General features: G+C 43.3%; 1 protein-coding gene. It reads right to left on the reverse strand.

Features of this window, described 5'->3' with window-relative positions:
- The coding region (locus tag ACFIKD_RS09780) for a ShlB/FhaC/HecB family hemolysin secretion/activation protein (protein ID WP_375647955.1) at positions 1–533 on the reverse strand (533 nt) is incomplete at both ends.

The raw sequence follows: 533 nt of genomic DNA on the forward strand, positions 1-533 counted from the left end.
CCAAGAAGGTAATTGTTGGTTCTTTTATAAGAAAGACCTAAATTCAAGGTTGTAAGGGAAACACCATCACGGTAAAGAACCCTGCTTGTACTGGCGTGCAACTCACTGGAATCCCCCGTCGTCTCAATATCGGTAAAATTGCCAGGAATAATGCTTTGATAATTATAAACAGTGCCATTCAATCCAAAGGTCCAATAACCGTACGGAATACTCACACTCGCTGAAATGTTATTGCTATGTCCTTCTTGTTTGCTCCCACCCCAATAATCGGGCTCACTGCGTTGATAGTTAAAATCCCACGCATCATTCATCCCTAAAATATTTTCTACCCTCAAGCCCGCACTATAACGCGCATAACCCGTAGAGGCTTGTCCCATATTGTCATGAGAAACAGTAACCTTGAAAGTTTTATCGGGATGATTGTTAATATTGACAATGGTGCTCCCTTCTTCACGCCCTGGAAGAAGTTCGCTTTGAGCGTGCGCTGAACTCAAACGGTTGATCTGATCAAGCCCCTGTTCAATATCGCGCAT

Origin of the sequence: Bartonella sp. CR84HXZ (assembly GCF_042194535.1) — a bacterium.
GTDB lineage: Bacteria > Pseudomonadota > Alphaproteobacteria > Rhizobiales > Rhizobiaceae > Bartonella > Bartonella grahamii.